Origin of the sequence: Pseudomonas nicosulfuronedens, from assembly GCF_005877905.1 — a bacterium.
GTDB classification, from domain to species: Bacteria; Pseudomonadota; Gammaproteobacteria; order Pseudomonadales; family Pseudomonadaceae; genus Pseudomonas; species Pseudomonas nicosulfuronedens.
In genome coordinates, this window is record NZ_SWDV01000004.1 from 20,491 (window position 1) to 46,457 (window position 25,967).

A 25,967-nucleotide genomic window follows, 5' to 3' on the forward strand; every position below is an offset into this window, starting at 1 on the left:
AGAGGGGACCGTTCTGTGCAGGTTGAAACTACGGCGTCAGTCGGCACGGACAGCTCCCTCTCCCTTCAGGGAGAGGGCGGGGGAGAGGGGCTTCGGGAATGAAATGAGGTGCCATGTGAGGGCGCCTTAGAGCTTCCCGTCAGCCGCCATCTGCACGTAGGTCGGGTCGAAGCGCAGCTTGAGGTTCTGCGCGTCACCGGTGGTCAGGCCGCCGGCGAAGCTCATGCCGACCGCCTCGGCGCTTTTCGCACCCTCGCCGAGCAGGCCGTGGCTGAAGGAGAAGGCCGCGACCTTGTCCATGGTCGCCGGCAGTTTCGGGCTGGTGGCGAAGGCCAGCGCTTCCTTCGGCGTGGCGAACAGCTTGGTGGTGGCGAGCTGGCCCTGGTAGCCGGCGAGGTCGGTGCCCGAGGCCTTGGCCATGTGCTCCAGCGCGGCGCGGGTTTCGGCGCTCTCGCCCTGCATCAGCGCTACCGTCTCGAACCAGGCGCCGGTCAGCGCCTTGCCCAGCGCAGGGTTGTCTTTCAGGACCGCGCTGTTGACCACCATCATGTCCATGATCTCCCCAGGGACCTGGCTGGAGTTGAACACCTCGGTGGTGCCCGGCTTGGCGCGGGCCTCGGCGAGCATCGGGTTCCAGGTGGTCACGGCCTGCACTTCATCGGTGTTGAAGGCGGCGGCGATATCGGCGTCGGAGGTGTTCACCGTCTTCACGTCCTTCTCGGTCAGGCGGGCACTTTCCAGCGCTCGGGCGAGCAGGTAGTGGGAGACCGAGAGTTCCACCAGGTTGACGTCCATGCCCTTGAGATCGGCCAGGGTCTTGCCTTCGCCCTTGAGGACGATGCCGTCGTTGCCGTTGGAGAAGTCGCTGACGATCAGCGCGGTGGAGTCGACGCCGCCGGCAGCGGGGATGGTCAGGGCGTCCATGTTGGTCATGGTGCAGCCATCGAACTGGCCAGCGGTGTACTGGTTGATCGACTCGATGTAGTCGTTGAGCTGGGTGACCTTGATCTCGATGCCGTACTTCTTCGCCCACTTGTCGACGATGCCGTGGCTGGCCGCGTACTCCCAGGGCATCCAGCCGGCGTAGAGGGTCCAGCAGAGGTTGAAGCTGTTCTTCGCGGCGGCGGAGGCAGAGAGGCTGAAGGCGGTAAGGCCGGCGGCGAACAGGGCGGTCAGAAGGGGCTTGCGCATGGAGCATCTCCAGTCGATTGTCGGGCAGGCAGGAGTCGGGCGGCACTTGTCGCTCTCGTCTCCCGGGCTTTTGTCCCGCCGTGTAACCTCGCTGGAGGTCGATGACTCTCGGACCAGTCACTCGCTGCGCGAGCCGGAACCCTAGTCATCCATTGTCAGATTGTGGTGCCGCTGTCCGAGTGGTTCGGATCGTTCCTGCACAGCCGATGCAAAGCGAGCGGCGTGCCAAGTTGGCGAAAGTGCCGAAGCAGAAGGGCTGCGGTGGCTCGGGGTGGATGTTTCGCTGCAAGCCGGGGCGTTCGCTCGCCCTCAAATGAAGCGCGACGCCGCATCCTGGTGCGTGGGCCAGTCGAAAGGCAGGAGCGTGCGCGGCGTGCCGGGCGGCAGACTGCGGTGACCTTCACTTGAGGAGTCCATCGCCATGTCCGAGTTGCTGAGCTTCGCCAAGGGCGCGCTGACCACGTTCTGGGTCGCTGCCGTGCTCAACCTGATCTACCCCTTCGGCGAGCTGCATCGCCCGCTGCTGTGGCTCTCCGCGATCCTGCTGGTGGTGCATGCGGGCGAGGTGCTGCTGCTGGCTCGCCGCCGTTCGATCACCGAGAAAGTACAGGTCCTGCTGTTCGGTGTGCTGCACCTGCAAAGCCGCAAGCTTCGTCGCCTGGAAACGGTAAACGGCTGATTTACCCAAGCTTTACCTTCGGCTGTGGCACCGCCTTCTGACAGACATGTCTGATCTAGCGAGACCGGAAGAATGTACGCCCCGCATCCCGGTGGGGCGGCCGGCTCGCCTGATGGAGGCGCCATGCGTCGTATCTTTGCTGCTGCACTGTTGTTTCTCCCGCTGGTTGGCTGCGTGATCCTTCCGCCGCCGGGACACGGTCACGGCGGTTGGCGGGATGGTCCTCGCTATTACCAGCCGGCACCGCCGCCGGCCTACTACGGTGGGCCGCACCAGGGGTGGCGTCGTTGACCTTCACGACGCGGCGTTGAACGCCGCGTCTTCCTCCAGCAGCAACTCGACGAACTGACTGGCCGCCGGCGACAGGCTGCGGCTGGCGTGGCGTACCAGGGCGTAGGCGGAGCCACGCCCTGAGGCGTCGGTACCGCCGGGCCAGGGCAATATTGCCAGGCTGCCGGCCTGCACGTCGGCTGCTACCACGTCCCAGGTGGCGAGGCAGAGTACGTCGCTGCCTTTCACCAGTTCCTTGAGCATCAGTACGTCGTCGCATTGCACGCTGAGCGGTTGGTCGCGACCCAGGGTGCGCACCATGCCTTCGTGGGCATCACGCGGCAGGCGCGGGCCGGCCAGCGGGAAGTCGAGCAGGCGCTCCACCGAGGGCGCGCTGCCGATCAGTGGATGTCCCGGCCGACAGAACAGCACACTGCGATGCACCCGCAGCGGCAGGATGTCGAGGCGGTTGTCGCCTTCGAGTTCGCGGTAGTCGGCAATGAACAGCTCCAGCTCGTCGTCCAGCAGACGCTGGTGCAGCTCGCTCCAGTTCTCGATGGAGAGCAGGACCGACACCTTCGGGTGTGCGCTGCAGTAGCGCGTGAGCACCTGGGGCATCAGCCGTGCGCCGGGGAATGGCCCGGCGCCCAGGCGCAGCTCGCCGGTTTCCAGGTCGGCCATCTGCAGCACGGCATTTTTCAGAGCCCGGTCACCGGCCAGCAGGCGACGGGCGTGCTCCAGCACCAGCTTGCCATGGGCGGTGAGGGTGACGCCGCGTGGGTTGCGGTCCACCAGTTGGCAGCTCAGTTGGCCTTCCAGCGCCTGGATGCTCCGCGACAGGGCGGGTTGACTAAGATTCACCGCATCCGCGGCGCGGGCGAAGTGACCGTGCTCGGCGAGGGCGACGAAGTGGCGTAGCTGGCGGAGATCGCTCATGCGCTTCCTGCATTGATTGTGAAATTGGAATGCATTGGAATTATTGGCGCGACGGCCGGCATAGTGCGAGCACAACTACAAATACCGGAGCCCTCCGATGTCCCGTCTTTCCGCTGCCGTGCTGCTGGCCGGCCTTTGCCCTGGCCTGCTGGCTGCCGCCGAGCAACCCAAGGCGCCCACGTCCTTTACCACTGCCGCCCAGGAGCAGGTGCGCCAGTCGCTGCCCTTCAGTGACCGCGCCGATTTCGACCGGGTGGAAAAGGGCCTGATCAAGCGCCCCGAGAACCTCGTGATCAAGAACGAGGACGGCACGGTGGCCTGGCAATTGGGCGACTACGACTTCATCAAGGCCGCCAAGGACGTGGCCAGCGTCAACCCGAGCCTGATGCGCCAGGCGCAGCTGAACCTCAGCTACGGCCTGTTCAAGGTCACCGACGGCATCTATCAGGTGCGCGGCTTCGACCTCGCCAACACCACCTTCATCGAGGGCAAGACCGGCTGGATCGTCATCGACACCCTGACCACCCCGGCGACCTCCAAGGCCGCCTACGCCCTGGTGAGCCAGGAGCTGGGTCAGAAGCCGATCCGCGCGATCATCTACAGCCATGCCCATATCGACCACTTCGGCGGCGTGAAGGGCCTGGTCAGCCAGGAACAGGTCGATAAGGGCGAAGTGCAGATCATCGCGCCCAAGGGCTTCATGGAAGCGGCGATCAAGGAGAACGTGCTGGCCGGCAACGCCATGCTGCGTCGTGCCACCTACCAGTACGGCACGCTGCTGCCCAAGGGGCCGAACGGCCAGGTCGACATGGCCATCGGCAAGGGGGTCGCCCACGGCCCGATGAGCATCATCGCGCCGACCAGGCTGATCGAGGGCAACCTGCAGGACCTGGAAATCGACGGCGTGCCCTTCACTTTCCAGAACACTCCGGGCACCGAATCGCCAGCGGAAATGAACGTCTGGCTGCCGCAGCAGAAGGCTCTGCTGATGGCCGAGAACGTCACCGCCACCCTGCACAACCTCTATACCCTGCGCGGCGCCGAGATTCGCGACCCGCTGGGCTGGAGCAAGTACATCAACGAGGCGCTGCACCGCTTCGGCGACCAGGCCGAGGTGATGTTCGCCGTGCACAACTGGCCGCGCTGGGGGCACGAGGACATCGTCCGCACCCTGGAGAAACAGCGTGACCTGTACGGCTACCTCAATGATCAGACCCTGCACCTGGCCAACAACGGGGTGACCATCAACCAGATCCACGAGCGCCTGAAAGTGCCGCCGGAGTTGGCCAACGAATGGTTCAACCGCGGCTACCACGGCAGCGTCAGCCACAACGTGCGCGCGGTGGTGAACAAGTACCTGGGTTACTACGACGGTAACCCGGCGACCCTGAACCCGCTGGCGCCAGAGGATTCGGCGGTGAAGTACGTCGAGTTCATGGGCGGCGCCGACCACCTGCTGCAGATGGCCAAGGCGTCCTACGACAAGGGCGAATACCGCTGGGTGGTGGAGGTGGTGAACAAGCTGGTCTTTGCCGACCCGAGCAACCAGGCGGCACGCAGCCTGCAGGCCGACGCCCTGGAACAGCTCGGCTACCAGGCGGAGAACGCCGGTTGGCGCAACAGCTACCTGGCGGCAGCGCAGGAACTGCGCAACGGCGTGCCCCGTGACCTGCCGCCGATGAAGTCGGGCAGCCCCGATGCGCTGGCGGCGATGGATACCGGCCTGCTGTTCGACTACCTCGGCGTGCGTCTGAACGCGGAAAAGGCCGAAGGCGAGGACTTCGCCATCAACCTGGTGCTGCCGGACAAGAACGAGCAGTACCTGCTGGAGCTGAAGAACTCGCACCTGAACAACATCAAGGGCGTGCAGAGCGAGAACGCCGGGCAAACCGTGACCATCGACCGTGCCGACCTCAATCGCCTGATGCTCAAGGAAGTCTCGCCGGTGCGCCTGGTGTTCGAGGGCAAGCTCAAGAGCTCGGGCAATCCGCTGCTGCTGGCCAAGCTGTTCGGCATGCTGGAGGACTTCAACTTCTGGTTCGACATCGTGACCCCGCCCGAGAAGAGCTGATCCCGCTCAAGCCCGCGTCACCCGGTGATGGCACAATGCAGTGATTGCATTGTGCCATTGTTTTTTTCGCGGCCAGTCTGCACCATGCCACCCCTGCGCCCGCAGCTGGTTGTTGGCGCTCGCAGTCGGGTAGTCGCGATCGTGTTCAGCCGTTGTTCCAGGACGTTGCGCCGTTGCTGGCCGGGCCCTTTGGCCCTGGTGCTGGTGACATCGCTCGGCGTCCTGGCGGGCGCCCAGCAGCTCGAGTGGGACTTCAAGCGCATTGGCGAACAGTCCACGCGGCTCTACGGCCCGCTGGGCGACGGTCAGGTGCGCATCGACGCCTGGCAGAAGCTGCTCGCGCAGCAGGCCTCCGCCAGCGAGCGCGAGCAGTTGCAGGCGGTCAACCGCTTCTTCAACGACCAGCTGCGTTTCACCGACGACCTGAGCCTCTGGCACGAAGTGGATTACTGGGCCACGCCGGTGGAGGCGTTGCTCAAGGGCGCCGGTGATTGCGAGGACTTCGCCATCGCCAAGTACATCAGCCTGCGACACCTGGGCGTGCCGGCACAGAAGCTGCGCATTACCTACGTCAAGGCATTGCGTTTGAACCAGGCGCATATGGTGCTGACTTATTACCCGAGGCCCGACGCCGTGCCGCTGGTGCTGGACAACCTGATCGGCAGCATCCTGCCGGCCAGCCAGCGCAGCGACCTGCAGCCGGTCTATGCGTTCAACGGCGAGGGCCTGTGGCTGGCCGGCAGTGGCGCGGGCGGCGGCAAGCAGGTGGGCGACAGCAAGCGGCTGTCGCGCTGGCAGGACCTGTTGAAGAAGATGAAGGCCGAAGGCTTTCCCGAGAACGAATAGCTCCTCTGACTGAGGCGAATAGCTCCATCGACGGAGCCTGGAGACACGATGTCCCTGTTCAAACAGTTGTTGATCGCCATCTGCCTGTTCCTGGTGGTCGCCTTCAGCGGCAGCTTCATGGTCGGCCTGGAAAGCTCGCGCGAGCAGTATGGCAACCAGCTGCGCTCCCATGCCCAGGATGCGGCTACCGCGCTGGGCCTGTCGCTGACGCCGAACATCGACGACCCGGCGATGGTCGAGCTGATGGTCAGCTCGATCTTCGACAGTGGCTACTTCGAGAGCATCCGGGTGATCGACCTGTCGACCAACAAGGTGATCGTCGAGCGCACTGGCGTGCCCGACGCGGTGGCAGCCAAGGTGCCGCAGTGGTTCATCTCGCTGATCGACCTGCACTCGGCCGGCGGTGACGCCATCGTCAGCCGTGGCTGGACCCAGGCGGCGCGGGTCGAGGTGCTCAGCCACCCGATGTTCGCCATCGCCAAGCTCTGGCAGAGCGCCCTGGGCAGCCTGCTCTGGCTGGTGCTGTGTGGCATCGCCAGCGCCGTGCTCGGCGCCATCCTGCTGCGCCGCCAGCTCAAGCCGCTGGACTACATGGTGGAGCAGTCCCACGCCATCGCCCGCCGTGAATTCCTCAGCCTGCCGGAACTGCCACGCACCCCCGAGCTGCGTCGCGTGGTGCAGGCCATGAACCAGATGGTGGAGAAGCTCAAGGCACTGTTCCAGGAGCAGGCCCAGCGCAGCGAACGCCTGCGCGACGAGGCCTATCAGGACAGCCTGACAGGGCTGGGCAACCGGCGCTTCTTCGACATGCAGCTGAACAACCGGCTGAGCGCCGAGGACCGGGTCAGCAGCGGCGTGTTGCTGGTCCTGCGGGTGAATGATCTCGCCGGACTGAACCAGCGCCTGGGCGGCCAGCGTGTCGACCAGTTGCTCAAGGCCGTGGCCGACCAGTTGCGCCTGGCTGGACAAGGGGTGGGCGCGGGCCTGACGCTGGCTCGCAGCCGTGGCGGCGAGTTCGTCATGCTGGCGCCCGGGCTGATGCCCGAGGACGCGCCGGCCCTGGCGATGCGCCTGGAAGGCATGCTCGCTGCGCTGGTCACCACCGGTGCCAGCGACGTCAGTCCGGTTGCCTGCCTGGGGCTGGTGCCTTTCGTTTCCGGCGAATCCGCCCAGGCGCTGTTGCAGCGCGCGGACGAGGCGCTGGTGCAGGCCGAGCGGCAGAACGACAGTTGCTGGGCCTTCCTCCAGGGCGGCGCTAAGCCGGTCGCCGAGGAGCGTCACAGCTGGCACCAGTTGCTGGACGAGGCGCTGGTGCACAAGCGCTTCCAGTTGCACTTCCAGGCCGTGGTGTCCTGTGCCGACCCGCAGGTGGTGCTGCATTACAAGGTGCTCTCGCGCCTGCCGGACGGACAGGGCGGCAGCATCGCCGCCGGGCGCTTCCTGCCCTGGCTGGACCGCTTCGGCTGGACCGCGCGGCTGGATCTGCTGATGCTGGAAAGCGTGCTGGCGGACATGGCGAAGCACAATCGACCGCTGGCGTTGAACCTGTCCGCTGCGCTGCTGCGTGACGAATGGGCGACCACCCGGGTGTTCGACCTGCTGAAGCAGCACCCGCAATTCGCCGGGCGCCTGACCCTGGAGCTGGAAGAAGACCAACTGCCGGCGCAGCCAGTGCTCGAAGCGCTGACCCGCCGTCTTGGCGAGCTGGGATATCGTCTGAGCCTGCAGCATTTCGGCGGGCGCTTCAGCATGATCGGCAACCTGGCCCGGCTGGGGTTGGCGTACCTCAAGGTCGATGGCAGCCACATCCGCCATATTGATCAGGAGAACGACAAGCGCCTGTTCATCGAGGCGATGCAGCGCGCGGCGCACAGCATCGACCTGCCGCTGATCGCCGAGCGCGTGGAGACGGCCGGAGAGTTCCGTGTGCTGAAGGAGATGGGTATCCAGGGCGTGCAGGGGCAGCTGTTCGGTGGGCCGGCGCCCTGGTGATTGACGTCAGGGCGGGGCGCTCCTGCGGGTAATTCGCCATGGCTTTGGCTCTGGCTCTCGAAGATTTCCAGAGAAATTTCCGCACGCTCCGGAGTGCCCCTTTCAGGAGGCCTCGTTGAACCGGAGTTTCAGGGGTTGAGCGGCATGGATGCCGCGAGAGCCGCGATGGGCCAGGGATGGCCCTTCGCGGCGTGCCCCTGAAGCTTCGGTTCAACGAGGGTATTTTTCGCCCCAAGCGAAAAACCGGATGGCAGGGGCGAGACCTTTGCCTCCTTTGGGTCTTTCCAAAGGAGGTCGCCCGAGGGGGCGAAACACGAAGTCCGCGCATACGCCGAAGCGGCGCAGAAATCCCCAGCCTGAGGCAAAAGCATTTCGAGCAAAGACTGATCTTGCACGTGGAAAGCGACGGCTTGGGCAGCGTCCGTAGTGGGTCGTGCCATGCGGTTCGCGAACAAGCTCGCTCCTACAGGGAGGGCTATGCAGCCGTCGCGCAAAAGAAAACGGGGCTCAGATCAGCCCCGTTTCCTCGTCGTCGTTGATCAGCCGGGTCAGCCCGCCCAGGGCTTCCCGAGCCTGGGTGCGGTTGAGCAGCTTCGAGCGTGCCGCCGGCGGCAGGTCGGTGATACGGATCACCCCCTTGGTGATCAGCACCGAGATCAAGTCCTCCAGTACCCGGATCATGTCCAGGTCGCTCTGCTTGAGTTGCAGCAGGCTGCTCTCGGCCGCCCAGGCCTGGATGTCCGGATGGTCCGCCGGCAAGGTACCGGTGGCGCCTTCGAACTCGGCGTCCTCGACGCGCGCGACTTTTCCCTCGGCGTTGCGCTGGATGTACAGCATCGACCCGTCCCCATGTCTCTTGATGTGAAGGAACGACAGCGGGACCACCCCGAAGGGTGGCCCCGCTGTCGTCGTGTCAGAGCCTGACCGTTTGGAAGCCTGGCGGCAACCGCGGATCAGTGATGCTCAGTCTTGACCACCGGGTCGGAACCCGCCACCAGCTTGTTGACGATCTCGGTGGAGGTCGAGCCGTAGCTGGAGAGGTCGACGCCGCTCAGCTTGATGGTCACGTCCGCTGCACCGCCACTGTTGATCTGCCCGGTGGTGCTCACCTGCAGAGTCGAGGTCGCGGTGTCCACCTTCAGGTAGCTGAGGATGTCGTTGTGCGCGGTCTCCGGCAGCAGGTCGCTGATATCGATGCGGTCACCTTCGCCGGCCTTGAAGTCGGTGATGGTGTCGTTACCGGTATCGCCGGCCTTCCAGATGAACAGGTCCGCGCCCGCACCACCGGTGAGGATGTCGTTGCCCTTGCCGCCGGTCAGCTGGTCGTCGCCGGTGCCGCCGATGAGGATGTCGTTGCCATTCTCGCCGAACAGGAAGTCGTTGCCGCCCTGGCCGTAGAGGATGTCGTTGCCCTCGCCGCCGTAGAGGTTGTCGCTGCCTCCACGGGTATCGCCCTCGACGTTGAACAGCGTGTGGTTGTTCTTGATGTAGTCGTACATCTCGTCGCTGGTCGCGGCGTGGCCGTTCTTCAGCTCCAGGAACGCCGACAGCGCGCTGACGCCGGAGCCCGCCGGCATGTCGGCCGGTTTCGCCGGATTGCCGTTGACGCCCCAGGGCAGGTTATCGGTGTTGATGGTGTCACCGAAGATGATGTCGTCGCCGGCACCGCCGTGGATGGTGTCGTTGCCCGACGGCGCCAGCTCGGTGCTGGTGGAACCGCCATGCAGCGCGGCAGTGAGGTCGCTGGCCTGCTTGACGATATCCACCTGGCCGACGGTTGCGTAGGTGGTGGTAGCCTGCTTGATGTTGTCGAGGTAGACCGTCGCGGTGCCGGTACTGGTGTTATCGGTCAGCACGAAGTCGAAACGATAGGTGCCTTCACCCACGCTCTTGCTGCTGTAGGTGTCGTTACTTGCGTTGTAATTCAGTGTGTGCGACTCGACCTCCGTCCAGACACCTTTGACGTTCTGCATCAGCTTCCAGGTGAAGGTGTCGCCGTTACGCATGGAGTCGCTGAATTCGAAGCTGAAGACCGAAGTGCTGTTCTTGCCGACCGTCAGGTCCGAGCTGTTGGCGGTGGTCGAGCCGGCCGCGTTGGTATCGGTCAGACGCAGCTCGCCTCCAGAGATCGCGGCCGTGCCGGTGGAACTCGGAGACAACGTCCAGCCGGTGAGTGCGGTGCCGTTGTTGAAGGTGAACAGCGTGGAGGACGAGCTCCAGTTCATCGACGAATCGATACCGGTGACGCTGCTGTTGTCGAAGTACTTGAGAATGTCCGAATTGACGTTGGTGCCGATGCCGATGGCGCGTACTTCGCTGAGGTCACTGAGGGCAACGAAGGCCTGGGCCGACTCCTTGACGATACTGTTGCTGGTGCTGGAGCCATCACCGTAGGTCTTCGACTCGGTCGGGTCGCCGTCGGTGAGGAACAGCGTGAGGTTGGTGTAGCCCTTGGTCTGGCCGTTGAACCAGCTGACCGCCTGCTCGAACGCCGCCTGGTAGTCGGTGCCGCCGGTGGCGGACAGGCCGTTGATGGCGGTGACCAGCTTGTCGATGTTGGCGCTGGTCAGGTCGGAGACGCTGACCTTCAGGCTGGCGGTGCTCTGGAAGCCGATCAGGGCGATGTTGACGACGCCGTCGTGGCCCTTGAGTTCGTTGGCCAGGTTGATCAGCGCGTCCTTGACCAGCTTCATGCGCGAGTCGTTGTACGCCGCGCCGGACTGGCCGGCGAGGTTGTAGGCCATGCTGCCGGAGGTGTCGATCACCAGGGCGATGTTGTAGTTGGTGCCGCCCTGAGTGAGGGTCTTGACGCCGCCTACGTCGCCGAGGATCACGTCGTCGCCCGAGCCACCGGTGAGGGTATTGTCGCCGTTGGGCGTGGTGCTCGGTATCTGCACCTGGCCGACGTGGATGTCGAAGCCATAGGTCGCCGAAGTATCGACGCCACCGTTGGCAGTGCCGCCGCTGTCCTGTACGGCGAAGCTGAAGTGAGCGTTGCTGCCCGAGCTGTCCGGGACGAAGGTCAGTTTGCCGCTGGAGATGTCACTGACGCTGATGGCCTGGCCGGCTTTCACCGCGGTGCCGTTGAGCAGCAGGCTGCCGGAGTCCGGCAGGGCCTTGACGATGACGTTCTGCAGGCTGTGGTTCTGGCCGTTGGCGGAGTCCGCTGTGTCGCTGAAGGCGAAGTCCTTGGTGCCGAAGGTGTAGGTCTTGCCGGCGTAGACGCTGGCCGAACCGTCCGCCGACAGCGGCGCATCGTTCACCGCGGTGACGGCGAAGGTCAGGGTACTCGACGAGCTGGAGAAGCTGTCGTGGCTGTCCTGCACCGAGAACTTCAGCGTCGCGTAGGTGGAGCCGGCGGCGTTGGCCAGGGGGGTGTAGACCAGGCTGGTGAGCAGGCTGACGGCGATCACCTGGCCGGCGGTCACCGACTGGCCGTTGAGGGTCAGGCTGCCGGCAGTGGGCAGGTTGTCGATGCGGATGGCCTTGAGCGCATCGCCAGCGTCCTTGTCGGCGAATCCGAAGTCGGCGGCGGTGAAGGTGCGGCTGCTGTCCTCGTTCAGGCTGACGGTCTTGTCGGTGCCGGTGGGGGCGTCGTTCTCGCCATTGATGGTGATGGTCACGGTGGCCGGAGCGCTGACCGCGCCCTGGACGTCCTTGGCGGTGTAGGTGAAGGTCACCTGGCGGGTTTCGCCGACGTTGAGCGAGTCGAACGCCGTGCCCGGGTTGTAGACGTAGCTGCCGTTGGCGTTGAAGGTCAGGGTGCCGGCGCTCGGGCCGCTGACCAGCGCGTAGCCGTTGGCGTCCACGGCGCTGTCGATATCGGTGGCGGTCGGAACCTGGCCGCTGATCGAGGTGTTCTCGCCAGTGGTCTTGCTGTCGCCCTTGGCTTCCGGCGCATCGTTCACCGCGTTGACGCCGACGGTGACGGTCGCGGTGCTGGTGCCGCCATGGCCGTCGCTGATGGTGTAGGTGAAGCTACCGCTGCCATTGAAGTCCTTGGCCGGAGTGAAGACGACGTTGCCGCCTTCGAGCTTCACGCTGCCGTTCACCGCGCCCTGCACGCTGACGATGGACAGGCTGTCGCCGTCCACGTCGCTGTCGTTGCCCAGCAGGGTCTGCGGGGCAATGGTCAGCGGGGTGTCCTCGTTGGTCACCAGCTCGCCCACGGCGTGGGTCAGCGCGGTGCCGCCCACGGTGGTGTAGGTGCCGCCCTGCGGACGCATTTCCACCTGCAGCTGGGCCTGGCCACCCTGATCCCAGTAGACGATCTCGATGCTGTGGTTGCCGCTCTGGGCGATGGTGAACACCGCCGATTCGCGACCAGTCGGGCTCTGGATGGCGTCGTACTTGAATACCTCCACGCCGTCGATCTTGATGCTGAAGCCGTCGTCGGCGTTCACCCGCAACTGGTAGCTGCCGGCGTTGAGGTTGATCGCGCCGGTGAGCTGGATGATCGCATCGGAGGTGTTCGCCGGGTCGGTGTTCAGCGAGCCGGCATCGTTGCCGAGGAACTTCTGCAGGTTGCCGTCGCCGCCCAGGTCACCGCCGCTGAGGTTGTAGTTCAGCGTGGTGGAGGTGAAGGTGGCGCTGGCGGCGTGACCGTTCATGAAGGCGGTCACCTGGCTCAGGCTGGTCAGGTTGCTGCCATCCGGGCCTTCGTTGTAGCCCCAGTATTTGCCGGTCAGGCCGCTGACGGTGAAGGTGTCGTTGACTGCCACCGGTGCATCGTTCACCGGGGTGACGTTGAAGGTCACCTTGTTCGGGGTGGCGTCGAAGGCACCGTTGCTGTCCTTCACCGAGAAGGTGAAGTTGGCGTAGTTGCTGCCGTTGCCATTGGCGGCCGGGGTGAAGACCAGCTTGCCGAGGTCGGCGGCGTCGATCACCTGGCCGGCGGTCACGGCGTTGCCGTTGAGCTTCAGGCTGCCGTTGGTGGGCAGGCTGTCGATCCGCACGGCGCTGAGGGCGTCGTTGTGGTCGACGTCGCTGAAGCCGAAGTCGCTGGCGCTGAAGCTGCGGCTGCTGTCCTCGTCCAGGGTGATGGTCTTGTCGGCGCCATTGGGGGCGTCGTTGGCACCGTTGACGGTGATGGTCACGGTGGCCGGTGCGCTGACTGCACCCTCGGCATCCTTGGCGGTGTAGGTGAAGGTCACCTGGCGGCTCTCGCCCGGAGCGAGGGAGTCGAAGTCAGTGCCCGGGTTGAACACGTAGCTGCCGTTGGCGTTGAAGGTGAGGCTGCCGTTGCCGCTGCCGACACCCTGGACCAGCGTGTAGCCGTTGGGGTTGACCGCGCTGTCCACGTCGGTGGCAGTCGGCACCTGGCCGTTGAGCGTGCTGTTCTCGCCGGTGGACTTGCTGTCGCTCTTCGCTTCCGGCGCATCGTTGACCGGGGTGACGTTGAGGTTCACTACGGAGTTGACGGTGCCGCCTTTGCCATCGCTGACCACCACGGTGAAGCTGTCCGAGCCGTTGTAGTCCTTGGCCGGGGTGTAGGTGTAGTCACCGGTGGCCGCGTTGAGCGTGACGGTGCCGTGGGCCGGCGCGCTGCCGGCCTTGAGGGTGTAGGACAGGGTATCGCCGTCGACATCGCTGGCGATGATCTTGCCGGTCACCGCGGTATCTTCGGCGGTGGTCTTGGACTGGTCGGCGGTGGTCGGCGCGTCGTTGACCGGGTTGACGGTGATGCTCACCACCGAGTCGACGCTGCCGCCCTTGCCGTCGCTGACGGTGATGGTGAAGCTGTCCGGGCCGTTGTAGTTGGCAGCCGGCGTGTAGGTGTAGTCACCCGTGGCGGTGTTGAGCACCAGTTGACCATGGGCGACGCCGCTCTTCACGGCGTAGCTCAGGGTGTCGCCGTCGACATCGCTGGCGATGATCTTGCCGCTCAGCGGGCTGTCTTCGTCGACGGTCTTGGTCTGGTTGCCGGTCGTCGGCGCGTCGTTCACCGGGGTGATGGTGAGGCTGACGACCTGATCCACCACGCCACCGTGACCGTCGTTGACGGTGACGGTGAAGCTGTCGCCGCCGTTGTAGTCCTTGCTCGGGGTGTAGGTGTAGTTGCCGGCGGCGTCGACCACGATGCTGCCGTGGCTCGGCCCCGACTTCAGGCTGTAGGTGAGGCTGTCGCCATCGACGTCGGTGGCGCTGACCTTGCCGGTCAGCGGGGTGTCTTCCGGCGTGGTGGTATTGCTCGGCGCATTGAACACCGGTGCATCGTTGACCGGGGTGACGGTGATGCGCACCACCGAGTCCACGCTGCCGCCCTTGCCGTCGCTGACGGTGATGGTGAAGCTGTCCGGACCGTTGTAGTTGGCAGCCGGCGTGTAGGTGTAGTCACCCGTGGCGGTGTTGAGCACCAGTTGACCATGGGCGACGCCGCTCTTCACGGCGTAGCTCAGGGTGTCGCCGTCGACGTCGCTGGCAGCGATCTTGCCAGTCAGCGGGCTGTCCTCGGCGACGGTCTTGCTCTGGTCGCTGGTGGTCGGCACGTCGTTGACCGGGTTGATGCCGACCTTGACCACCTGCTCGACGCTACCGCCTTTGCCATCGCTGACCACCACGGTGAAGCTGTCGCTGCCGTTGTAGTCCTTGGCCGGGGTGTAGGTGTACTGGCCGTCACTGCCGAAGGTCACGGAACCGTGCGCTGGGCCGCTGCCGCTCTTCACGGCATAGCCGAGGCTGTCGCCGTCCACGTCGCTGGCGTGGATCTGCCCCGAGACCGGGGTGTCCTCGTCGGTGGTCAGGTTCTGTGCGCCACTGACGGTCGGCGCGTCGTTCACCGGGTACACGGTGACGTTGAGGTCGACGGTACGGGTCGCCGCATCGTTGTTGCTGCTTTCGGTCGCGGTGGCGCTGACTTCCAGCTTGATGGTGCCGTTGAAGTCGGCTGGCGGAGTCAGGGTCAGGGTATCGAGGTTCCAACCCTTGAGGTCGACGCTGTTGTGGGTGGCGTCGGCGGTGAAGCTGTTCTTGCCGTCGCTCAGGGTGGCGCCGACCGGAATCTTGCCGATGCTGACCGAGAGGGTTTCCGAGCCGTCGGTGTCGACCAGTGCAGCCTTGATCTTCGACAGGTTGATGGCGGTGTCTTCGTTGCCTTCATTGAGGCCGAAGACCTTGTAGTGGGTCTGGCCAGAACTGCCGGTCAGGTCGGACAGGCGCTCGCCGCCGGAAGTCAGTTCGCCGGCGTTGTGGTACACCAGCGCACTGCCGGTGCCCAGCACCTGCGCGCTGCTGCCGTTGTCGGAGATGCTCAGGGTGTAGTTGCCCGGGCCGCTCTGGTTGTGCTGGTAGAGCGCGATCGGGTAGTAGCCGCTTTCGGTCGGGGTGAAGGTGCCGCTGAACTGGCCGCTGGTGCCGCCGGTGCCGCCCCAGGTGGCCTGGGCGACGGTGCTGCCGCCGATGACCAGGCGCACGCTGTCATCGCCTACACCGGTGAAGGTGTAGGTGTGGCCGGCCTCGAGGAAGATCAGGCCGCTGACCTTGGTGGCAGTGCCGGCGGTGACGTCGGTGTTGCTCACGCTGTTGGTGGAGCCATGGGTGGTCGGGGTGCCGGCGGCGTCGATCTTCGCCTGCAGGTCGGCCGGCGCTGCGCCGTTGCCGCCATTGCCCAGGGCCAGGCCGGTCCAGGTGTCCACAGTCAGGCCGGTGGCTTTCGGATGGCTGCTGCTGCCGTCCAGGCTCAGGCTGGGTTTGTCCGCCACGGCCTCGATGCTGACCGTCACGGTGGAGGTGGAGGTGCCGCCTTTGCCGTCGCTGATGCTGTAGGTGATGGTGTCGGAGCCGCTGAAGTTTTCCTTCGGCGTGTAGCTCAGGCTGCCGTCCTGGTTGATCACGACGGTGCCATTGCCGGCGCTGGCGCCGGTGACGATCAGGGCGTCGTGTTCGGCGTCGGTGTCGTTGCCCAGCACGTCGATACGGATGGCCGTGTCTTCGTTGGTGTGTGCGGTGTCAGGTACAGCCACCGGCGCGTCATTGGTGCCGGTGACGGTGATGGTGATGGTCTGCGGGTCGCTCAGGGCGCCGTTGTTGTCCTTCGCCTGGTAGGTGAAGGTGACGTTCTCGCTCTGGCCGGCGGCGAGGTGATCGAAGGCGGTGCCGGGGGTGAAGGTGTAGCTGCCGTCGGCGTTGAAGGTCAGCGTGCCTTTGCCCTGGGCCACATCGGTCGCCAGCTGGTAGCTGGCGATGGTGCCGTCGATATCGGTGGCGACCGGGACTTGCCCCTGGAGAACGGTGTTCTCTTCGGTGGTCTGGGTGTCGGCGTAGGCCACCGGCTTGTCGTTGGTACCGGTGACGGTGATGGTGACCGTCTGCGGATCGCTCAGCGCGCCGTTGTTGTCCTTCGCCTGGTAGGTGAACGTGACGTTCTCGCTCTGGCCCTGGGCCAGGTGATCGAAGGCGGTGCCAGGGTTGAAGCGGTAGCTGCCGTCAGCGTTGAACGTCAGGGTGCCCTTGCCGGCAGCGACGTTGGTCGCCAGCTGGTAACTGGCGATGGTGCCGTCGACGTCGGTGGAGGCCGGTACATGGCCATCCAGCACGGTGTTCTCGCCGGTGCTGGCGGTGTCGGCGAAGGCTACAGGTTTGTCGTTGGTACCAACGATGGTCACGGTCACGGTGGCGCTGGTGCCGTCGGCGGCCTTGACGGTGAAGCTGTCGGTCAGTTTTTCACCTTGCTTCAGTTCGTTGTAGGCGCTGTCGGCGACATAGGTCCAGGCACCATTGGCGCCGATGCTGAACTTGCCATAGTCGCCGGCGGAGTTGGTCTGCGCCTGGAAGCTGGCCGGGCTGTCGACGTCGCTGATGTCCAGCTTGCCGCCGATGGTGACCGGGGCATCGGTTTCGTTGGCGCTGCCGCTGGCCTGGCCGGTGATCACGGCCGCGTCATTGCTGCCAGTGACGGTGATGGTGATGGTCTGCTGATCGCTCACGGCACCGTTGTTGTCCTTCGCCTGGTAGGTGAAGGTGACGGTCTCGCTCTGGCCGGCGGCCAGGTGGTCGAAGGCGGTGCCCGGATTGAAGGTGTAGCTGCCGTCGTCATTGAAGGTCAGCGTGCCCTTGCCCTGGGCGACGTCTTTGACCACTTCGTAACGGACGATGGTGCCGTCGATGTCGGTGGCGACCGGGACCTGGCCGTGGAGTACGGTGTTCTCCTCGGTGCTCTGGCTATCGGAGAAGGCAACCGGGCGATCGTTGGTGCCGATGATGTTCACGGTCACGGTGGCGCTGGTGCCATCGGCGCTCTTGACGGTGAAGGTGTCGGTGTAGCTCTGGCCGACTTTCAGCTCGTTGTAGGCGTCCTTGGCGACATAGGTCCAGGTGCCATCGGTGCCGAGGTTGAAAGTGCCGTACTTGCCGGCGACGTCGGTCTGCGCCTGGAAGGTTTCCGGGCTGTCGACGTCACTGACGGTGAGCTTGCCGCCGGTGCTGATCGGCGCATCGGTCTCGTTGACGGAGCTGGACTTGACGCCGCTGATGACGGCCGCGTCATTGCTGCCGGTGACCGTGATGGTGATGGTCTTGGGTTCGCTCAGCGCGCCGTTGTTGTCCTTCGCCTGGTAGGTGAAGGTGACGGTTGCGCTTTCGCCGGCGGCCAGATGGTCGAAGTCGCTGCCCGGATTGAAGTGGTAGGTGCCGCTGGAGTTGAAGTTCAGCGCCCCCTGGCCCTGGCCGACATCGGTGACCAGCTGGTAGCTGGCGACGCGGCCGTCCGGATCGGTGCCGGCCGGCACTTTGCCGTTCACGCGGCCGTTCTCGTCGACGCTGACGCTGTCGTCGTAGGCGGTGGGGGCGTCGTTGGTGCCGAGGATGTTCACGGTGACGCTGGAGCTGGTGCCGTCGGCGGCCTTCACGGTGAAGGTGTCGGTCAGGGTCTCGCCCGGCTTGAGTTCGTTGTAGGCGTCCTTGGCGACGTAGGTCCAGGCGCCATCGGTGCCGAGGTTGAAGGTGCCGTACTTGCCGACGACGTTGGTCTGGGCCTGGAAGGTTTCCGGGCCGTCGACGTCACTGACGCTCAGCTGGCCACCGGTGGTGATCGGCGCATCGGTCTCGTTGACGTTGACGATCTTCGCCCCGCTGATGATCGCGGCGTCGTTGTTGCCGGTCACGGTCAGGGTCAGGACGCTCTCGTCGGTCGCGCCGTGCTCGTCGGTGACGATGAACTTGATCTGCAGCTCGAGGGTTTCACCTGCGCCAAGCTGCTGGTAGTCGGCATGGTTGCCGTCGAAGCTCCAGGTGCCGTCCTGGTTCAGAGTGAAGCCGCCGGGCGCTGCGTCTTTCAGGCTGAAGGCGAGCGTGTGACCGTCATCCACGTCGGTGGCGGTGAGCGTGCCGCTGGAGAGGTTGTCTTCGTTCACCGAGGCGCTGGCGGCCTGAGCCTGTGGCGCATCGTTGGTACCGATGACAGTGATGGTCAGGGTGCTGGAGCTCTTGGCGCCGTACTGGTCGGTGACGCTGTAGTTGACGGTGAAGGTCTGCGTGTCACCTTCGGCCAGGTGCTGGTAGGCGGGGTTGTTGGCGTCGAAGCCCCAGCGACCGCTGCTGTCGCTGCCGAAGCCTGCCGGCAGCGGGCCGGTGGTGCTGTAGGTCAGTTGGGCGCCGTGGTCGACGTCGCTGCCGGGCAGCGACCCGCCGATCCAGTTGTCTTCGTGGACGGTGCCTTCCGCCGGACCGGCTACCGGGGCGTCGTTGGTCCCGGTGACGGTGATGGTGATGGTCTGCGGGTCGCTCAGCGCGCCGTTGTTGTCCTTGGCCTGGTAGGTGAAGGACACGTCGCGGGTTTCGCCCTGGGCCAGGCTGTCGAAGTCGTTGCCGGGGTTGAAGCTGTAGCTGCCGTCATTGTTGAAAGTGAGGGAGCCGTTACCGGTGCCGACATTGCTGGCCAGCTGGTAGCTGACCACGGTGCCGTCGATATCGGTGGCCACCGGGACCTGGCTGGAGAAGGTCGCGTTCTCGCCGGTGGCCTTGGTGTCGCCATAAGCCACCGGTGCATCGTTGGTACCGACGATGTTCACGGTGACCGTGGCGCTGGTGCCATCAGCCGCCTTGACGGTGAAGCTGTCGGTCAGTTTTTCGCCCTGCTTGAGCTCGTTGTAGGCGTCGCTGGCGGTGTAGGTCCAGGCGCCGTCGGTGCCCAGGCTGAAGGTGCCGTACTTGCCGCTGACGTTGCTCTGTGCCTGGAAGCTGGCTGCACCGTCGACATCACTGACGGTCAGCTGCCCGCCGGTGGTGATGGGGGCGTCGGTCTCGTTGACATCGACCGTGGCCACGCCGCCGATGACGGCCGGGTCATTGGTCCCGGTAACGGTAATGGTCAGCGTCTGGGTATCGGTGGCGCCGTGCTCGTCGGTGACGATGTACTTGACCTGGATGTCCTTGGTCTCACCCTCGGCCAGGGACTGGTAGGCCGGGTTCTTGCCGTCGAAGGTCCAGCTACCGTCAGTCTTCAGGGTGAAGCCGGCGGGCGGGTTGCCGGAGACGCTGAAGCTCAGCTTGGCGCCGTCGTCCACGTCGGTGGCGGTGAGCTGGCCCTTGCTGACGGCGTCTTCGGTGGCGGCTGCGGTGGCAGCGTCTGCCCGCGGTGCGTCGTTGGTGCCGGTGACGGTGATCACCAGCACGCTCTGGGTGCTGGCGCCGTGCTCGTCGGTAACGGTGTAGGGGACGTTGATGATCTGTACGGCACCGGCCTTCAGGTGCTGGTAGGCGGCATCGCTGGCATCGAAGCTCCATTTGCCGTCGCTGCCCAGGGTCAGGCCGGCCGGGGCGGCCTTGTTCAGGCTGAACGTCAGCTGGGCGCCGTTATCGACGTCGATGGCCTTGAGCTCGCCGCTGATCTGCGCGTCTTCGCGGACGAAGGTCAGCGAGGGCAGGGCGATGGGGGTGTCGTTGGTGCCGGTGACGGTCAGCGTCAGGGTGTTGGTGATGGTGGCGCCGTGTTCGTCGGTGACGGTGTAGTCGATCGACAGCACCTTGGTCTCGCCAGCGGCCAGGCTCTGATAGGCCGGGTCGAGGCCGTTGAACAGCCAGCTGCCGTTCTTGGCCAGGGTGAAGCCGGCCGGAGCTTTATCATTCAGGCTGAAGCTGAGCTTGGCGCCGTCATCGACGTCGGTAGCGGTGAGTTTGCCGATGCTGAGCTTGTCTTCGCTGGCGTTGGCGCTGATGGCATCGGCCACCGGCGCATCGTTGGTGCCGGTGATGGTGATGGTCAAGGTGCTGGAGCTGGTGGCGCCGTGTTCGTCGGTGACGGTGAACGGCACGCTGATGACCTGGGTGGCACCGGCTTTCAGGTGCTGGTACTCGCTGGCGCTGGCATCGAAGGTCCACTTGCCGTTGGCGTCGACGCTGAAGCCGGCCGGGGCGGTCTTGTCCAGGGTGTAGCTGAGCTGGGCGCCGTTGTCGGCGTCGGTGGCGGCGAGCTGGCCGCTGATCTGTGCGTCTTCCTTCACCGCGCCGCTGGTGGCGCTGGCGACCGGCGCGTCGTTGCTGCCGGTGACGGTGATGGTGATGGTCTGCGGGTCGCTCAGTGCGCCGTTGTTGTCCTTCGCCTGGTAGGTGAAGGTAACGGTGTCGCTCTCGCCGTCGGCCAGGTGGTCGAAGTTCGTGCCTGGATTGAAGCTGTAGCTGCCGTCGCTGTTGAAGGTCAGCGAGCCTTTGCCCTGCGCCACATCGGTGGTCAGCTGGTAGCTGGCAATAGTGCCGTCGACATCGGTGGCCGCCGGGACCTGGCCGTTGAGAACAGTGTTCTCTTCGGTGGTGACGGTATCGGCGTAGGCGACCGGGGCGTCGTTGGTGCCGGTGACGGTGAGGGTCAGCGTCTGGGTATCGGTGGCGCCGTGCTCGTCGGTGACGATGTACTTGACCTGGATGTCCCGGGTCTCACCCTCGGCGAGGGACTGGTAGGCCGGGTTCTTGCCGTCGAAGGTCCAGCTGCCGTCGGTCTTCAGGGTGAAGCCGGCGGGCGGGTTGCCGGAGACGCTGAAGCTCAGCTTGGCGCCGTCGTCCACGTCGGTGGCGGTGAGCTGGCCCTTGCTGACGGCATCTTCGGTGGCGGCCGCGGTGGCAGCGTCTGCCCGCGGTGCGTCGTTGGTGCCGGTGACGGTGATCACCAGCACGCTCTGGGTGCTGGCGCCGTGCTCGTCGGTGACGGTGTAGGGGACGTTGATGATCTGTACGGCACCGGCTTTCAGGTGCTGGTAGGCGGCATCGCTGGCATCGAAGCTCCACTTGCCGTCGCTGCCGAGGATCAGGCCGGCCGGGGCGGCCTTGTTCAGGCTGAAGGTCAGCTGGGCGCCGTTATCGACGTCGATGGCCTTGAGCTCGCCGCTGATCTGCGCGTCTTCGCGGACGAAGGTCAGCGAGGGCAGGGCGATGGGGGTGTCGTTGGTGCCGGTGACGGTCAGCGTCAGGGTGTTGGTGCTGGTGGCGCCGTGTTCGTCGGTGACGGTGTAGTCGATCGACAGCACCTTGGTCTCGCCAGCGGCCAGGCTCTGATAGGCCGGGTCGAGGCCGTTGAACAGCCAGCTGCCGTTCTTGGCCAGGGTGAAGCCGGCCGGAGCTTTATCATTCAGGCTGAAGCTGAGCTTGGCGCCGTCATCGACGTCGGTGGCGGTGAGTTTGCCGATGCTGAGCTCGTCTTCGCTGGCGTTGGCGCTGATGGCATCGGCCACCGGCGCATCGTTGGTGCCGGTGATGGTGATGGTCAGGGTGCTGGAGCTGGTGGCGCCGTGTTCGTCGGTGACGGTGAACGGCACGCTGATGACCTGGGTGGCACCGGCTTTCAGGTGCTGGTACTCGCTGACGCTGGCATCGAAGGTCCACTTGCCGTTGGCGTCGACGCTGAAGCCGGCCGGGGCGGTCTTGTCCAGGGTGTAGCTGAGCTGGGCGCCGTTGTCGGCGTCGGTGGCGGCGAGCTGGCCGCTGATCTGTGCGTCTTCCTTCACCGCACCGCTGGTGGCGGTGGCGACCGGGGCATCGTTGGTGCCGTTGATGGTGACGGTCACTGTGGTGCTGGTGCCGTCGGCGGCGAGGACGGTGAAGGAGTCGGTGAGATGTTCGCCAACCTTCAGTTCGTTGTAGGCACTGTCGGCAACGTAGTTCCAGGTGCCGTCGGCAGCGACGCTGAACTTGCCGTAGGTGCCGGCGGTGTTGGCCTGGGCCTGGAAGCTGGCCGGGCTGTCGACATCGCTGATGGTCAGTTTGCCGTTGAGGCTGACCGGTGCGTCGGTCTCATCGGTACTGCCGCTGGTCTGGCCAGCGATCACGGCGGCATCGTTGGTGCCGGTGACCGTGATGGTGATGGTCTGCGGATCGCTCAGTGCGCCGTTGTTGTCCTTCGCCTGGTAGGTGAAGGTGACGTCGCGCGATTGACCGTCAGCGAGGCTGTCGAAGTCCTTGCCCGGGTTGAAGACGTAGCTGCCATCGGCGTTGAAGGTCAGCGAGCCATTGCCTTTGCCGACGTCGCCCACCAGCTGGTAGCCGGCGATGCTGCCGTCCACGTCGGAGGCGGCCGGGACCTGGCCATTGAGCACGGTGTTTTCTTCGGTGGTGGCGGCGCCCGGCAGGGCGACCGGCGCGTCGTTGGTGCCGGTGACGGTGATGGTGATGGTCTGCGGGTCGCTCAGTGCGCCGTTGTTGTCCTTCGCCTGGTAGGTGAAGGTGACGTCGCGGGATTGGCCATCGGCGAGGGCGTCGAAATCCTTGCCGGGGTTGAAGCTGTAGCTGCCGTCCGGGTTGAAGGTCAGGGTGCCGTTATTGGCGCCGACGCCGGTGGTCAGCTGGTAGCCGGTGACGTTGCCATCCACGTCGGAGGCGGCCGGGACCTGGCCGTTGAGCACGGTGTTCTCTTCGGTGGTGGCCGCGCCCGGCAGGGCGACCGGTGCGTCATTGGTGCCGGTCAGGGTCACGGTGAGGGTGGCGGTGCTGGTCGCGCCGTGCTCATCGGTGACGGTGTAGGGCACCTGCACGACCAGGGTCTCGCCCTCGGCCAAGTGCTGGTAGGCCGGGTCCTTGCCATCGAAGGTCCAGCTGCCATCCGGCTTCAGGGTGAAGCCCGCTGGCGGATTGCCGTTGGTGGTGAAGGTAAGGGTGCTGCCGGTGTCGCGGTCAGTGGCCACCAGTTGGCCGCCGATCACGCTGTCTTCGTTGCCGCTGGCCTGGCCATCCTGGGCGACCGGGGTGTCGTTGGCGCCCTGGACGTTGATGGTGATGACGCGGGTGTCGGTGGCGCCGGACGGGTCGGTCACGGTCACCGTGAAGCTTTCGCTCGGGTTCTGGCCCAGGGGGAGGGCGTTCACCGCGTTGGCGTCGACCACATAGGTGTAGCTGCCGTCGGCGTTGACGGTCAGCTCGCCGTAGGCGCCCTTGGCGCTGCCGCTCCAGGTCAGGTTGGTGTCGTCGACATCGGTGGCGGTCAGTTGGCCCTTGATGTCGGCGAAGCTGTCGTTGGCGGCGGTGTCAGTGACGCTGCTGGTGTAGGTGCCAGTGGCCACCGGGGCGTCGTTCACCGGGGTGATGCCGACGTTCACCACCAGAGTGCTGGTCGCGCCGCGGGCGTCGGTGACGATTACGCTGAAACTGTCGGCACCGTTGTAGTCGCCATTGGGGTTGTACTGCCAGGTGCCGTTGGGGTTGAGCACCAGCAGGCCGTTGGCCGGAGCCTGACCGACGCTGTAGCTGATGGTGTCGCCATTGGGATCGCGGGCGGCGAAGGCGCCGGTGAGCAGGGTGTCCTCGGCGGTGGTGAGGTTCAGCACGCCGTTGCTGCCTTCGGAGAATTCCGGGGCGAGGTTGGGCGGCAGTTCGCCCTGCCTTTCGTCGGATGCGTCGCCGCCGTTGCCCAGGCCGGCGGTGTCGTAGCCGATGGTCGGATCGACGCGCCCGGCCGTAGCGTCCAGCACCACGAAGCTGTGACCACCACCGACGCCACCGTTGCCGGCGGCCGAAGGCGCGGCGCTCGGGCCGGCTGCAGTGGGGGCGAGGGCCTGGGTCGGGTCGAGGCCGGCGGCGATGGCCTTCTGCAGGTCCTCGGTACTCGGCACGTCGTTGGCCTGCGTGGTAGCGCGGGGAGCCTCGGCCTGCGGCAGGTCGGCGCTGCTCCACTGGCTGTCACGGCCCAGGTCCACCAGCTTGCCGTTGCCGACGTCGAGTGTCACCGCACCCGCGGCGCCGGTGAGCAACTGATCGCCCTGGTAGATGCGGTCACCTTCCACCAGGACGCGCTGGACGCCTTCGGGGGATACCGCAATCACTTGGCCGATGATGCTTTTGACGACGGCGACGACGCTGCTCATGCACTTCTCCTGGTGAGGCTTGCCTGGTTGCCGACCGGCCGGATCGTAGTCGGCTCAGGAGGCATTCCCTTGTCTGTAAGAGCAAAAAGTTTGGCGTCAAAAACATGGCTTATAGCGGATGGAAATTACGTATATGCCAATGTATTGACCATTCGATTGCCATCCTAAACAATTGGCAAATCGATGTCACTTTGATATCGGGTGCTCGCGTAAAAAAATTTAGCGTGAAATACATCACGCTTTTCGATGCTTCCTAGCAGCGCATTCGCCGGTCTTTTGACGCTATTTGCGGCAATCGAATCGCTGCGGCTATCCCATTGATAAGGATGTTTTCCTCATGCGCATGCGATTCGCTGCTGTAGTGCCCTTTGCCCTCTCCTTCGTCCTGCCAGCCCACGCTGACACGCTCAACCAGGCCATGCAGAAGGCCCTGGAGTACCACCCGGAAATCCAGGCCGGGGTGAATTCGCGTCTCGCTGCGGACAAGCAACTGCGCGCCGCGAAGGGTGGTTACCTGCCGTCCGTCGACCTGACCGCCGGTTACGGCCGCGAAGGCTCCGACAACACCACTACCCGTGGCCAAGGCGACCACTGGGAAACCCTGAACCGGGGCGAGTCCAACCTCGCCCTGCGCCAGATGGTGTTCGATGGTTTCGCCACCTCCAGCGAAGTCGGTCGTCAGCAGGCCAACGTGAACTCCCGTGCCTATGCGCTGCTGGGTACTTCCGAGCGCACCGCGCTGAACGTCGCCCAGGTCTACACCGACGTGCTGCGCCGTCAGGAAATGGTTCGTCTGGCCGAGGAAAACCTGAAGAGCCACCAGCGCGTCTATGACCAGATCAGCCTGCGCAGCGCCCGTGGCGTTGGCCGTCTCGCCGACCAGGACCAGGCCGAGGCCCGCCTGGCCCAGGCGCAGAACAACCTGATGACCGAGAAGACCAACCTGGCCGACGCCCGTACCAACTACTACAGCGTGGTGGGCAGCGATCCGGTGGAGCTGAGCGAGCCGACCGGTCTTGTCGGCCAGCTGCCGGAAGACCTGCAGGCAGCTCGCCGCCAACTGGTGGAGAACAGCCCGATCCTGCGCTCCGCAGAATCCGACGTGGCCGCCGCCGAGAAGCAGTACGACGCGGCGAAATCGACCTTCTATCCGAGATTCGATGCAGAACTTTCCCGAGGTGCCGATAACAACCTCGACGGAGAAGAAGGCCACAACAACGAATGGCAGGCCATGTTGCGCATGCGCTACAACCTGTTCGCCGGTGGCAGCAACAAGGCCGAGCTGGAAGCCAAGTCCTACGAGGCGAACCAGGCCCTGGATATCCGCAACAACGCCTTGCGCCAGCTGAACGAGGAACTCGGATTGTCCTGGAACGCCCTGAACAACGCCCGCGACCAGCTGCCGATCGCCCGCCAGTACGTGGACTACAGCACCCGCGTGCGCGAGGCCTACCAGAAGCAGTTCACCATCGGCGAGCGCACCCTGCTCGATCTGCTGGACAGCGAGAACGAACTGTTCAACGCTTCGCGCCGTCTGGTCGACCTGAAGTACACCGAGCTGTTCACCCAGTACCGCATCAAGGCCACCATGGGCGAGCTGCTCAAGAGCCAGGGCGTGGTCGCGCCGATGGCCGCGGTGGCTTCCGAAGACATCAAACCGAAAGTCCAGCTGCCCGGCCTCAACTAACCTGCCCGAGAGAGC

At 65.1% G+C, this 25,967-nt stretch carries 10 protein-coding genes and 1 riboswitch; of the genes, 6 read left to right on the forward strand and 4 right to left on the reverse strand.

All coding sequences use genetic code 11. From position 1 onward, the window contains the following. Window positions 1-126 precede the first annotated feature (126 nt). A complete protein-coding gene (locus tag FAS41_RS05560; protein ID WP_138520629.1) occupies window positions 127-1,191 on the reverse strand; it encodes a putative urea ABC transporter substrate-binding protein in 1,065 nt (354 codons plus the stop codon). A gap of 57 nt (window positions 1,192-1,248) precedes the next feature. Beyond that, a riboswitch (guanidine-I (ykkC/yxkD leader) is annotated at window positions 1,249-1,347 on the reverse strand. A 265-nt stretch (window positions 1,348-1,612) separates the two neighbouring features. On the opposite strand from FAS41_RS05560, the gene FAS41_RS05565 reads away from it, so the two are divergent. Together FAS41_RS05565 and FAS41_RS30795 are read left to right on the forward strand one after the other, a co-directional pair. Next, window positions 1,613-1,870, forward strand: a complete 258-nt coding sequence (locus FAS41_RS05565) for a DUF1145 domain-containing protein (protein WP_138520630.1) — start codon at window positions 1,613-1,615, stop codon at window positions 1,868-1,870. A 123-nt stretch (window positions 1,871-1,993) separates the two neighbouring features. Next, window positions 1,994-2,161, forward strand: a complete 168-nt coding sequence (locus FAS41_RS30795) for a hypothetical protein (protein ID WP_156160365.1) — start codon at window positions 1,994-1,996, stop codon at window positions 2,159-2,161. 3 nt (window positions 2,162-2,164) lie between these two features. On the opposite strand, the gene FAS41_RS05570 is transcribed toward FAS41_RS30795, so the two are convergent. After that, the gene (locus tag FAS41_RS05570; RefSeq protein ID WP_138520631.1) at window positions 2,165-3,076 is read right to left on the reverse strand and encodes a LysR family transcriptional regulator; all 912 of its coding nucleotides are present in this window, start codon (window positions 3,074-3,076) and stop codon (window positions 2,165-2,167) included. Between the two features lie 97 nt (window positions 3,077-3,173). Between FAS41_RS05570 and FAS41_RS05575 the strand changes: the two genes are divergently transcribed. From FAS41_RS05575 to lapD, 3 genes are all read left to right on the forward strand, one after another. Then, entirely contained in the window at window positions 3,174-5,147 is a 1,974-nt protein-coding gene (locus FAS41_RS05575) for an alkyl/aryl-sulfatase (protein ID WP_138520632.1), read from the forward strand. Window positions 5,148-5,336: 189 nt separating this feature from the next. Further along, window positions 5,337-5,993 (forward strand): cysteine protease LapG, encoded by a 657-nt coding sequence (gene lapG, locus FAS41_RS05580; RefSeq protein ID WP_138520633.1) that lies wholly within the window; start codon window positions 5,337-5,339, stop codon window positions 5,991-5,993. 48 nt (window positions 5,994-6,041) lie between these two features. Continuing rightward, the gene (gene lapD, locus FAS41_RS05585) at window positions 6,042-7,985 is read left to right on the forward strand and encodes a cyclic di-GMP receptor LapD (RefSeq protein WP_138520634.1); all 1,944 of its coding nucleotides are present in this window, start codon (window positions 6,042-6,044) and stop codon (window positions 7,983-7,985) included. A gap of 507 nt (window positions 7,986-8,492) precedes the next feature. Here the strand turns inward: lapD and FAS41_RS05590 are convergent. Next, entirely contained in the window at window positions 8,493-8,822 is a 330-nt protein-coding gene (locus tag FAS41_RS05590) for a hypothetical protein (protein ID WP_024767779.1), read from the reverse strand. Between the two features lie 116 nt (window positions 8,823-8,938). Beyond that, window positions 8,939-24,265 carry a retention module-containing protein gene (locus FAS41_RS05595; RefSeq protein WP_138520635.1) on the reverse strand — a complete coding sequence of 5,109 codons (15,327 nt, stop codon included), beginning with the start codon at window positions 24,263-24,265 and terminating at the stop codon, window positions 8,939-8,941. Between the two features lie 337 nt (window positions 24,266-24,602). On the opposite strand from FAS41_RS05595, the gene FAS41_RS05600 reads away from it, so the two are divergent. Beyond that, window positions 24,603-25,952, forward strand: a complete 1,350-nt coding sequence (locus FAS41_RS05600) for a TolC family outer membrane protein (protein ID WP_138520636.1) — start codon at window positions 24,603-24,605, stop codon at window positions 25,950-25,952. Window positions 25,953-25,967 lie beyond the last annotated feature (15 nt).

Excerpts from the sequence above, each read along its gene's own strand:
- FAS41_RS05560 (WP_138520629.1), bottom strand. The coding sequence starts at position 1,191 with ATGCGCAAGCCCCTTCTGACCGCCCTGTTCGCCGCCGGCCTTACCGCC.
- FAS41_RS05565 (WP_138520630.1), top strand. The coding sequence starts at position 1,613 with ATGTCCGAGTTGCTGAGCTTCGCCAAGGGCGCGCTGACCACGTTCTGG.
- FAS41_RS30795 (WP_156160365.1), top strand. The coding sequence starts at position 1,994 with ATGCGTCGTATCTTTGCTGCTGCACTGTTGTTTCTCCCGCTGGTTGGC.
- FAS41_RS05570 (WP_138520631.1), bottom strand. The coding sequence starts at position 3,076 with ATGAGCGATCTCCGCCAGCTACGCCACTTCGTCGCCCTCGCCGAGCAC.
- FAS41_RS05575 (WP_138520632.1), top strand. The coding sequence starts at position 3,174 with ATGTCCCGTCTTTCCGCTGCCGTGCTGCTGGCCGGCCTTTGCCCTGGC.
- lapD (WP_138520634.1), top strand. The coding sequence starts at position 6,042 with ATGTCCCTGTTCAAACAGTTGTTGATCGCCATCTGCCTGTTCCTGGTG.
- FAS41_RS05590 (WP_024767779.1), bottom strand. The coding sequence starts at position 8,822 with ATGCTGTACATCCAGCGCAACGCCGAGGGAAAAGTCGCGCGCGTCGAG.
- FAS41_RS05595 (WP_138520635.1), bottom strand. The coding sequence starts at position 24,265 with ATGAGCAGCGTCGTCGCCGTCGTCAAAAGCATCATCGGCCAAGTGATT.
- FAS41_RS05600 (WP_138520636.1), top strand. The coding sequence starts at position 24,603 with ATGCGCATGCGATTCGCTGCTGTAGTGCCCTTTGCCCTCTCCTTCGTC.